The 10,940-nt window shown below is 37.4% G+C and carries 6 protein-coding genes; 2 read left to right on the forward strand and 4 right to left on the reverse strand.

The genetic code is table 11. From position 1 onward, the window contains the following. Window positions 1-314 precede the first annotated feature (314 nt). Window positions 315-1,616, reverse strand: coding sequence for an RNA-guided endonuclease TnpB family protein (locus H4J62_RS13830; protein ID WP_182216209.1), 1,302 nt, complete (start codon window positions 1,614-1,616; stop codon window positions 315-317). 46 nt (window positions 1,617-1,662) lie between these two features. Here H4J62_RS13830 and tnpA point away from each other — a divergent pair, with 46 nt between their 5' ends. After that, a complete protein-coding gene (gene tnpA, locus H4J62_RS13835; RefSeq protein WP_182216207.1) occupies window positions 1,663-2,067 on the forward strand; it encodes an IS200/IS605 family transposase in 405 nt (134 codons plus the stop codon). Between the two features lie 200 nt (window positions 2,068-2,267). On the opposite strand, the gene H4J62_RS13840 is transcribed toward tnpA, so the two are convergent. Continuing rightward, entirely contained in the window at window positions 2,268-3,854 is a 1,587-nt protein-coding gene (locus H4J62_RS13840) for a methyl-accepting chemotaxis protein (RefSeq protein WP_182216205.1), read from the reverse strand. 489 nt (window positions 3,855-4,343) lie between these two features. On the opposite strand from H4J62_RS13840, the gene H4J62_RS13845 reads away from it, so the two are divergent. Continuing rightward, window positions 4,344-8,516 (forward strand): hybrid sensor histidine kinase/response regulator, encoded by a 4,173-nt coding sequence (locus H4J62_RS13845; protein WP_182216203.1) that lies wholly within the window; start codon window positions 4,344-4,346, stop codon window positions 8,514-8,516. 465 nt (window positions 8,517-8,981) lie between these two features. On the opposite strand, the gene H4J62_RS13850 is transcribed toward H4J62_RS13845, so the two are convergent. Both H4J62_RS13850 and H4J62_RS13855 read right to left on the reverse strand, forming a co-directional pair. Next, on the reverse strand, window positions 8,982-9,956 hold the full coding sequence (locus tag H4J62_RS13850) for a transposase (RefSeq protein WP_182216201.1): 975 nt from the start codon (window positions 9,954-9,956) through the stop codon (window positions 8,982-8,984). A 349-nt stretch (window positions 9,957-10,305) separates the two neighbouring features. Next, the gene (locus H4J62_RS13855) at window positions 10,306-10,839 is read right to left on the reverse strand and encodes a cytochrome c (RefSeq protein ID WP_182216199.1); all 534 of its coding nucleotides are present in this window, start codon (window positions 10,837-10,839) and stop codon (window positions 10,306-10,308) included. Window positions 10,840-10,940 lie beyond the last annotated feature (101 nt).

The raw sequence follows: 10,940 nt of genomic DNA on the forward strand, positions 1-10,940 counted from the left end.
GCATCCACTATGGAGTATTCATTAACGTTAGTTTTAGACAAACCGAGGAGATTAACAGCAATGCTTACCTGATGCTTTGCGCTGATTTAAGGTGATATTAATTTTAACGGCTAACTTTTGATTGAAAAATACAGACTAAACGCTTCTTCTCTTAGGCTGAACATATTCGAAAGTAGCTAAAAGTAGAGAGTAATGGCTATGCAACCTTCGCTTAGACATTATCTCGTTCAAAACTAGTTAAATCTAAACATTCATTAGCTCTATGGATAAGGCATCTTGACAGCTCCTGCAACGCAAGCGGTGAGGATTCTTGATCAGGCCACGTGAAATAGCTCAGACGGTGTTTTACCACCTGCACTCGAAAGTGCCTGAGCCGCATCAAGGGTGTTATCAAGCAACATGCCATCTGTCAGATGGACTACGCAGTTCAGCCTTATTACAGGGACTTTTACAGGTCTGCGATACTTTGCCACAAGTGGCGGGAGAAGGTATCCTTTTTCTATTCTACCGTTCTCGAATTTATTTTTAATGTTGGCCGAACCGACCAAATCCCGCACTCCAATGAAATCACATTCTGGATTTTTACACTGGTAATTGCGCCCCGAAGGTTTGTGTCTATGACCGCATTTCGGGCAAGTCTGAGTGGTGTACTGCTCTCCTATTTTATCAAGCTCTACACCTTGGAATTTACCTTTGTATTTAAGATAGGTGAGTAGCTGCCCAAGGGGATTGTTGCTGTTCATTTGATTTGAACGTCTTGAGCCTTTCTTCTTTTTTCGAGCGTTCTTACTCATATTGATGCAATCGCCCACAACAAGCATACCTGCTTGTTGTTTCACGCAATAATCAATCATTTGCTTGGATGCATGATGGAGAAGATTGCGCTGCTGATTGTCATTTCTGAACAGCATTTTAGCTTTTGATACTCGCAATTTTCGGCTCCGTCTAGACCCTTTCTTGCATTTTGAAAGCAGTCTTGAGAATTCAGCGAGCTTCTTGTTTCTATACTGAATTAACGAGCGAAGACCGCGACCAACTATGATCTCCGACGTTTCGCCATCGGTCATCGCTGCAAGATGAATTACACCTAAGTCAGCAGCAACTACGTTGCTGCCAGCTGACTTAATGGTTTTGATATCTTGCTTTATCGTGAGCCTAAGCTCCCGAAAACTAAGCTCCGCCCCTGTGATTTTACCAATGGGTATATCTTTTGGAATGCGAACGATGAGTTTTTTAACTCCAAGTCCGTTTGAAAGAATGACGCGGTTACCTTTTCTTTTTATCGCCGAAGCCTTGTACATTACTACCTGGAAGTGCTTCCTGTCACGGTACGGATAACGAGCTTTTTTATCGCCAGCTTTTCGATTCTCTGAGGTTGTTTCGATGTTAGCAAAGAACTTTTTAATAAGCGCCTGGTTTGTCTGGCTATGAAGTCGGTACTTACTTTTAAAGTGCTTTTCAAAATCACCTCTAAAAGGCCACTTCCATCGGCGTTTTCGGATGAATTTGTGCAGTTTAACCATATCGTTCCAAAGGCGAGCTGACTCTCTTCGCAACTCTGTTTGCAAAGGTGTTGTCTGACCGATATTAAATTTCGAAACACTGGTTAAACTCATAATGACGACTATACTGTATAAATTACCAGTGTCAATAAGTGTCTGTATGAAATATAAAAAGAGCGCTCATTCTTCGTATTTAATTCAAGCTCACATTATATTTGTTACTAAATATCGTGAGCGGAAGTTTACGAGCGAGATGTTATATAAAATGGACTTTATAATAAAAAGAGAATGTTTAAAACTAAAGTCAGAATTGGTTGAGTTTAATGGGGAGTCAGATCATGTTCACATGATTATCTCTTACCTGCCTTCTATTTCAATTTCACGATTAGTTAATGTTTTAAAAAGTATTACAGGTCGAGAGATGAAGTTGTGGTTTCCGCAGTTAAATCAGGTAGCTTGGAGGAAGAATGCACTTTGGAGCTCTGGTTATTATGCATGCTCTGTCGGCGGAGCGCCGATAGAGATTCTTAAGCAATACATCGAGCAGCAAGATAGGCCGCATTAGATTGCTATGCAATCTCGGCTATCCATCCCTCACCGCAAGCGGTGGGGCTTTTCGCCGATTTCGGTAAATACAATTGTTTATTTTATCTAGATAAAATTTAAGGGTTAATCTAGGTTGTTGCGGGTCAATATTATTTCAACTCAGATCAGGCAGGCAGTGGTAAATAAAGACCTGCTCCTTTATTTATAAGACTTACTATATTAACCTGCTTTAAAGCCAATTCTAAAACCTCCCCAATGTTTGCCATTAACAAAAATGGGTGCGGAAACATCATGCATTATTTCCCCTGTATCGCGTTTATAGGTTTGTAATAAAAATTTATCTGTGTGTTTTCCACAGCGAATACCTGTAGGGTCATTAAATAAACGTTTAGTGCGATTATTAATAGCATCTATTGCCTGATTACCGGTTAGCGGCTTTGAAAAACATTTGTTATGCGTAGGAAAATAACCATTAATATCAACAGCGCCTGCATAAATCATGTTAGAGAATTCTACTAATAAAGGCTCTTGAATAGCAGGTAAATGTTGGTCTGTGAATTTATCAAAACTGGTGGTAAATTTTTTCGGCTCGGTAAGTCCCAAAGGTTTATAATTAAAATCAAATAACTGTAGCTCTGTTATCTCATTGTTTTTAATGCTTTTTTCAAATAACTGACCAATTTTACTGGCTGTATACTGCGCCTGATTACACATATTACTTATTAGAGTATCACTAGAAAAATTAGAGATATGTACAAATATCGATTCGGTGCCATTGGATAATGTTGTCGCTTGTTTTGATACAGACTTCGTTTCGTGGCTTTTATCCACTAAAAAGTCATGTAAATTTATAATAGCGGTTGAAATTTCATTAGCGGCTAAATCTTGTTCTTTTAAAGCGTGACTTATTTGATCACTCGCGCCCGATGAATCAGCCATAAGCTGATCAATGTCTTTGAAACCTTGTGATAAATCAGTCATGGTGACGACAACACTATCAGTTTTTTCAACAATTTCCGCTATTACTTGGGTTGTTTCAGTTGTTTCGTCACTAATTTGTTTAAGCATGTCACCTATTTTTCGAGTAGCATCAGCAGTTTTTCCTGCCAGCGCTCTGACTTCATCGGCAACAACAGCAAAACCGCGACCTTGTTCGCCTGCGCGAGCAGCTTCTATCGCCGCATTTAAAGCCAGTAAGTTTGTTTGGCTTGATATGCCATCTATTACATCAGTAATACTCTGTATTTGCTGTGTTTTGCTGGCCAGTGATTCAATTTTTTTTGTGGCGGTACTAACCGCATGATGAAGCTCATTGACGGTATCAATGTTGTGGCTTAACTTTGCTGAACTTGAGCTGCTAGCGGTCATTGCTAGACTCGCTTGCTCTGAGGCTAATGAGGAATTTTCGTTTATTTGCTTACTGTTAGCCGACATTTCTTCCGCTGCAGTCGCTAATCGGTCGACATCTTCACTTGATATTTCTATCGCTTGGGCCAATTGGTTTAAAAAGAAACTGACCTCTGCAGAATTAATCGCTAACTCACTGGCGGTATTACCGATAGATTGACCAATATTGGCAAGAGATTCTGTTGTTAAATTATCACGTTGCTTTTTTGTTTCGTTTTTATTTATATTTTTATAGCAGCGACTTACACCGAAAAACACAGCAAAAAAACTAACGACTGCTACACTCAGTGAAGCGAGCAATACTGATGAAAAAGCTTTGTGGCTAGCATACGTAATTAAAGTGATTATTATGGTAATGACTAATGAAACAAGCACTGATTTCTGTAATTTATTTTCCATATGACGACTCACTATAATATTACCTTATTGATATTAGACATAAAAGATAGATAATTTGTCTTTAATAACTATATTAATACATGATTATCAAACAATATGCACTGTAGACCTTAGTATTATAAATATCATTGTATTACTAAAGTCTCCGTTAACGTTTAGTAGACAAAAGTGAATACTTCCTGGGCCTAAAACTTTTCCCCTAAAATAAAATGATACACTTGGGTAACCTAAGTAAAAGACCCAACCAGCCTTTAGTTTTATTTAATCAACTAAATATTGACAAAAATTTTATATAAATATTACAGCTAAAGTAGCATACTAGATGATAAGCTTTTGGCTTACATTGCAGGGGCGATGCATGAGTAAATAAAACTAAGCTTGTGCCTTAATTAGGTTTATCCGCTTTTAGCAAGGATATAACCTATTAAATTAAATAAGATTTTTTGTACTTTTTGTTGACCTTACTTGGATTTGATAATCTTAATATTTATGAAATATAATTTATCGCTTGTTAATCACGTTATCTGCTTTTTTTTCCTATTTATTGGAACGATTGCTCCAGCTTATAGTAATGAATCGACTTCAAAGCTCATTAATGAATACTCGGTTAAAGTGCTGACCGAGGAAGATGGCTTTATTTCTTCTGAGATATATTCAATTATTCAGGATAATCAAGGCTTACTTTGGTTTGGTACCGCTGAAAATGGCGTTATGCGCTATGATGGTCGAAAAACAACCCTGTTTCAATTTGATAGTATGAGTTCAAACGGTTTATCGCATAATGATGCTGGAAACCTGATGTTGGACCACACCGGAAATATATGGATTGGCACTTGGGGAGGAGGCGCTAGCCTATATGAACCAAAAACAGGAAGCTTTAGTAATTTCATTCATGATCCGCTTCGCCTTGCTTCTATTTCATCTAATCGAATTCAATCCTTATTTCATGACCAAGAGGACAATATTTGGTTAGGTTCATATGATAAAGGGCTTAGTCGATATCTAGGTAATAATAGCTTTGAACATATTACAAAAACTGATGATTCACCATCAAGTTTATCTCATAATAGAATATGGGATATTGAAAACAACAATAGCAATAGTCTCTGGGTTGCAACTAGCTATGGTTTAAATTTATATGACAAAACTAAGCAAACCTTTTCTCATTTTTTCCCTGCTCCAGAAAATAAAACACCAACAGGCGCAAATGAAATACGCAGTATTTTAAAAACGTCAAAAGACAAGCTTTATGTAGGTACTCAACAAGGTCCATTTTCCTTCGATAAAGAAAATGGTCTTTTTACACGATTAAAAACACTTGATAATCAATATTTAGATCAAGTGAATTCTATGATTGAAGACCAAGAGGGTTATGTCTGGTTTGTCACCAGCAAAGGCTTGTTTCGACAATCAAACACAGGTCCTCAGATTGAACAATTTGACCTTGGCAATAATAAGGGTCTGAGAATAATTTTCGAAGATAGCTCTAGAACCATCTGGGTCACTAGCGAGACTCACGGCATATATAAGTTAGTACCACATCGTAAATTTAAATCGATTAATAGCCCTGAACTGACCGCTCCAAATGGAATAGCAACAGATGCTAATGGTGATCTTGTCATTGTATCTTCGTCATCGCAGTTATATAAGTGGCAGGTATCATCACAAAAACTAGCCACATTATCAGCACCGATCTTTAGTGATGAGAATGGCTATGGCGCTAATAGACTATTAGAAAATCCAATTATATTTCTTGATGATAATAACAGTCTATGGGTTGCACAAGATGAAGGTTTAGCTAAATTCAACTTAGACACTCAACACCTTGAGTTATTAACCTACCCTAAAACAGATCCAAACCATAAAGAGTTCAGAGAGTTACGAGCCCTTAACATGGACCAATATGGGTACCTTTGGATTGGCACTTATAAAAATGGTGTCTATCGCTATAACCCTTCGACTAAAACCTTTACTCATTTAAATGAATCTTTGGGATTATCTCATCCCGAAGTTTTAAAAATATTTAAAGATAGTAAACAAAATATGTGGGTTGGAACCGGTAACGGTGTAAATCTTTGGCAAGCAGACGAACAAAAGTTCATTTCATTTCAAAGTAATAAAAAAAAATCTGATAGTTTATTAGGAAATATCGTACAGGATATCCATCAAAGTGGAAATGGCAACGTTTGGATTGCTACGCAAAAAGGACTCAACTTATATCTTCCAGAAACAAAAACCTTTAAACATTTTGATAAAAACAATGGATTACCGACCTCTTTAATCCGTGCAATTGCTGATGATAAAAGTGGTCATTTATGGCTGACGACCAATAAGGGGATCTCAAGATTAGACCCTTTATCAGGAGAAGTGACTAATTTTGACAGCTATAATGGCTTATTAGGAATGAATTATTATCCAAATAGCCTAGTAAAAGGTGCAAATGAGACATTTTTCACCAGTAGCCAACGCGGCATCGAGTATTTTAGTGCTTTAGATATAGAAACAACCAATGACGAATTCAATATTGTTTTAACCGGTTTTAATAAAATGGGTCAGCCGATAAAGCTTGATAGACCTTATTCTTATGTCACTGATATTGAACTGACTTATCATGACTACTTTTTCTCTTTTGAGTTCTCTGTTTTAGATTTTATTTCACCTAACAAAAACAAATATGCTTATAAACTTGAAGGCTATGATGATAATTGGATTGAAGTCGGTAATAGAAATATTGCTTCATTTACTAATCTAGATGGAGGTACATATAAACTGCTTGTCAAAGCGACAAATAGCAGTGGTGAGTGGGGGAAGAAATTACTGTCGATCAACTTGTATATATCACCACCGCCTTGGAAAACCTGGTGGGCATACAGTTTATATGTATTATTAACCTTAATGGTCGTATTTATTACCATTTATTTAAGAACGCGTTTACAGCAGACAGAAATAGACAGACAAAAGCAATTTGTTTTAACACTTGAAGAGCAAGTGACTGAGAAAACAGCTTCGCTAAAGACGCAGGCTAAAGATTTAATTACAGCATTAAAAAAATCTGAAGAAGCAACACAACTTAAATCAGAATTTTTAGCTAATATGAGTCACGAAATAAGAACACCAATGAACGGGGTTTTAGGCATGCTGGGGTTACTCATGGATAGTGACCTAACGAAAGAACAAGCCCAAAACGTAAGCATAGCCAATACCAGTGCCCATGCATTATTGACACTTATTAATGATATTCTTGATCTTTCAAAGATTGAAGCGGGTAAAATAGAACTTGAGTATATAGATTTTAATTTACGTAATTTAGTGGCAGAGCTTGCTGAATCTATTTCACTTGCCGCGCAAAGAAAAGGCGTTGAAATAATACTCGATTTAACAGGTATTCCCTGCTCTTTCATTAAATCAGATCCGGGACGAATACGACAAATCCTCACCAATATTTTAAGTAATGCCATAAAATTTACCGATCAAGGTCAGATAGTTATTAAAGCTAAACTCGAACCTGCCGAAAAAGATCATCACTTTATATTTAGTTGTGAAATTCAAGATACTGGCATTGGTATTCCAGCAGAAAAAATATTTTTATTGTTTGGCTCATTTAGCCAAGTTGACGCTTCCACAACCAGAAAATATGGCGGTACCGGGTTAGGGTTAAGTATAACAAAAAAATTATGTAAGCTACTTAATGGTGATGTAACGGTATCAAGTAAGATAGGCCATGGCAGCTGTTTTAAAGTATCTTGTTTAGTACAAGAAAGTGAATTATCGACCCCAGTAGTGCCACCGATAGCAGGCTTAAGGTTAAATATTTTAATTGTCGATGATAACAGAACTAGCCGTGAGGTGTTACGCAGACAATTAGAGTGTTGGGGGATAAACGTCACTGAAGCTAAAAGTGCTAAGGAAGCTTTATTTCATTGTGATGAGTGTTTTTCTTCATCAAATTCAAAGATATTTGATCTGGCATTAGTGGACATGGAAATGCCAACGATGAATGGAGAAGCATTAACTAAAATAATTCGAGCGAATAAAAGCTATGACCCAATGGCACTAGTGATGATGACCTCAATCGATGAAAAACACGACGCTAAACACTTTGCAGACTTGGGTAGTAGTACTTATTTTCCTAAACCAGCAACAACCGACAATTTATTTAATGCTTTAGCGGTAATTAAAAATAATACCGATACATTAATAACGGCGCATAACAGTATCGACCTAGAAGCAATAAAAAAGCCTAATATCGGTGCAATGAAAGGTCACTGGCCTAGAGAAATGCATGTGCTACTTGTTGAAGATAACCGAGTAAACCAAATGGTAGCGCTAGCTGTCTTAAAAAAAATCGGCTTAACCGCAGATTTAGCGACTAATGGTGTTGACGCCTTAAATCGATTAAAAGAAGCGACCGTTATTAAACCCTATACGGTTGTGATCATGGATTGCCAAATGCCAGAAATGGACGGTTATGAAGCAACAAAGAGAATTAGAGCAGGTGAGGCTGGAGTAGAAAACACGGCAATACCTATTATTGCAATGACAGCTAATGCGATGCAAGGTGACAAAGAAAAATGTATAGAAGCGGGTATGGATGATTATTTAACCAAACCAATCGAGCCAATGTTGGTGCTTGAAAAATTAAAGTTATGGCGCCATAAATAAAGATATTGTCGTGCATGGCAGTTATTATCTTTATAGAGCCTGTAACAGATTTTGTTACAGGCTCTCTTTATAGTATCGGTGTTTAACATATGAGTACGAACTCTGCCCTCGCCTTTTCTACCTTAAATAAGTCACTAATGAACTATTACCGATATCAACTTTAGACAACCTTTCAACAGACTTTACTAAAGCTCAAGCCATTCTTGAAAGTACGACCCTGTTTATAATGTAAGCTATTTTAAAGTGACTAAAGCAGACACTCAATTTAAATCAAATCTAACAACATCACATCGATATTTCAATATACTGTCAGTCGTTATCATTAAAAAGGGCTTTTGATAATATACGATGGTGCAAAAACTCATTTTCAGTCAATTAACACCTAAAATACTCATTTATAAACAAGTGCCATCCTCCAGGATAGACTGGTTAGATTTATAGTTGTTTTGAATGAGTGTAGTTAATTTAAGCAAAGAGTTTATTGCAATGACTTAAGTTTTGTCTTCGCTTTAACTGTTGATGTTCGCAGTAATCACTTAAGGCATCTTCGTGACCAACCGCACCATGAAACTGTTTGCTAAATTGGGTGGTAATGATTAGCCAGTTTTTAGCTGATATGTTTAATCGACTGAGTATATTGGGTTGGCTGTCTTCGATGAAACCGTATTTATCCTCTCTGATACAACGTCCGGTTAACTCAATTAATTGTAGGTAATCAGTAAGCTCAAATGTTAAGCCCTTAACCATTTTTTTTATTGGGTGACCAACAAAAGGGAGTAACGCATTGGGTTGTTGATTTTTTTTTGCTTGCTCACAGCGTAGCTTGACGCTGGTGTGCGTTGAGCTTTCGGGCGTTTTGGCTATATTGGCGCGAATGGGGTTTAAATCAACATAGGCCATACAAGCAACAAGTGCTGCTTCATCTAATAATGCTTGAGATTTAAATCGTCCTTCCCAAAATCGACCAGTACAGTTGTCTTCTTGATTAGCTGCTCTGGCAATACCTTCGTTAATGTAGCCCATAAACCAACTGATTTTCATCAGCCGTTTTCGATAGACCTCAGATGTTTCTTTAACGATATCCAGTAACGGTTTCGCTAACGCTTCGCCACGACAGTATTGCTGTGTGAGTAACGTGCCTTTGTGTAAGCGGTGCCAACGCTCAAGCACATCACTCATGCTCCATTGCTTTGCTTTTTCCTCATCAATAAATAGCACAACATGATAATGATTACTCATTACGGCATAGGCACACACGTCAATCGCAAAGACCTCGATAAGAAAGTGTAACTTCTCTTCTACCCACTCTCTGCGGTGATCAAAGCTTTGGCCTGACAAGGCATCTTCGCCACATAAAAAAGCGCGTCGAACACAACGCGAAACACAATGATAATAAGGGGTATCTATTAAACTGATTTGTTGTTTCCTTGGCGTAGCCATAAATCACCTGTGATCATGTCGCTTGGTTATTTCAGTGTAGTGCATCGGTAGGGAGGATCAATTTAGATTGGGCGTCCTATTAAAACTAGATTGGGTGTCCTGTTAATACTCGTCGAACACAACGCGCAACACAATGATAATAAGGGGTATCTATTAAACTGATTTGTTGTTTCCTTGGCGTAGCCATAAATCACCTGTGATTATGTCGCTTGGTTATTTCAGTGTAGTGCATCGGTAGGGAGGATCAATTTAGATTGGGCGTCCTATTAAAACTAGATTGGGTGTCCTGTTAATACTCCTTAAAACTATTATCATCACTTATCCCTTTGTCTTTAAATTTAATTAGACATTAATCTATCGCGGTAAGTATTTGGTATTGCTCTGGTGTCAAAGTTGGTAATCGTTTTATAAAAGCAACCATTGCCCAGATACGTTCATCGTCGTGAGTTTTACCCCAAGAAGGCATGCCAGACGCTTTAATACCATGTTTGATCACCCAAAAATTTTTACGATCGCTTTGTGCGCCATCGCCGTGTTCTTTACCTATATGACTTTTAGCAGCAATATTTAAATTAGGTGGTGCTGGGTATAACCCTAAGCTCATGTCACTCTCACTCTGTTCAGGCTTTAAATGGCAACTCGAACACATAAATTCGTAGTCAGAACCACCCGTTAATAACAATTCTGGATCACTTAAATCAGGCACTACAATATCTTGAGCTGCATTTTTAATAGCGTTTTCTCTGGTTTCTTCTAAAAACCAGTAGACCAAATCACTATGAGGCTCATCAGCCGCAACATCAACCAAACCCGAATACATCACAGTAGCCGCGGCACCTATACCTAATAAGGCAAGCAGTAATAATAATTTAATAATTTGCATATATGTCCCTTTAAGCAAAAAGTCACCTAACATATGCTAAGTGACTATTTTGGTTAATTAATGATTATGTTCGTTATCATCATCTTTTTCTTTCATTTTCA

The sequence above is a fragment of the Colwellia sp. BRX8-5 genome, assembly GCF_014077325.1.
In the GTDB taxonomy this organism is placed as follows: Bacteria; Pseudomonadota; Gammaproteobacteria; order Enterobacterales; family Alteromonadaceae; genus Colwellia_A.

Coding starts and splice junctions, on each gene's coding strand:
- H4J62_RS13830 (WP_182216209.1), bottom strand. CDS start 1,616: ATGAGTTTAACCAGTGTTTCGAAATTTAATATCGGTCAGACAACACCT.
- tnpA (WP_182216207.1), top strand. CDS start 1,663: ATGAAATATAAAAAGAGCGCTCATTCTTCGTATTTAATTCAAGCTCAC.
- H4J62_RS13840 (WP_182216205.1), bottom strand. CDS start 3,854: ATGGAAAATAAATTACAGAAATCAGTGCTTGTTTCATTAGTCATTACC.
- H4J62_RS13845 (WP_182216203.1), top strand. CDS start 4,344: ATGAAATATAATTTATCGCTTGTTAATCACGTTATCTGCTTTTTTTTC.
- H4J62_RS13850 (WP_182216201.1), bottom strand. CDS start 9,956: ATGGCTACGCCAAGGAAACAACAAATCAGTTTAATAGATACCCCTTAT.
- H4J62_RS13855 (WP_182216199.1), bottom strand. CDS start 10,839: ATGCAAATTATTAAATTATTATTACTGCTTGCCTTATTAGGTATAGGT.